We start from the raw sequence: 362 nt of genomic DNA on the forward strand, positions 1-362 counted from the left end.
AAATAAAAAATGCCGAGCGCCAGCAGCGCCAGATAGTGGACTCGCTCTATGCCGTCGGTGTCCGCGTTGGCCGCCATGCGATCGCTGCGGGACATTACGCCGGACATGACCGAGAAGTGGAAGGAGAGACCCATCTGCCCCGCCACGGAAAAGGGCACCGCGACCCCAACGGCGACAGCCGGCTTCACGCCCGTGGTGATGGCAAACGGGGTGCCGACGATGGTGCCGATAATCACGTTGGGCGGCTGCGCGCCCGCCAGCGGCGCCAGACCCATCCAGACCAGCTCTAAGGTACCGCCGGTCAGGATCCCGGTATGCAGATCGCCCAGTATCAGGCCGACCAGAGGACCAAGCACCACCGG

The 362-nt window shown here is 64.6% G+C and carries 1 protein-coding gene; it reads right to left on the reverse strand.

All coding sequences use genetic code 11. From position 1 onward, the window contains the following. On the reverse strand, positions 1 to 362 hold a 362-nt coding region (locus A6013_RS24705), incomplete at both ends, for a PTS sugar transporter subunit IIC (protein ID WP_175437444.1).

It is taken from the genome of Enterobacter sp. IF2SW-B1, assembly GCF_001743375.1.
GTDB classification, from domain to species: Bacteria; Pseudomonadota; Gammaproteobacteria; order Enterobacterales; family Enterobacteriaceae; genus Enterobacter; species Enterobacter bugandensis.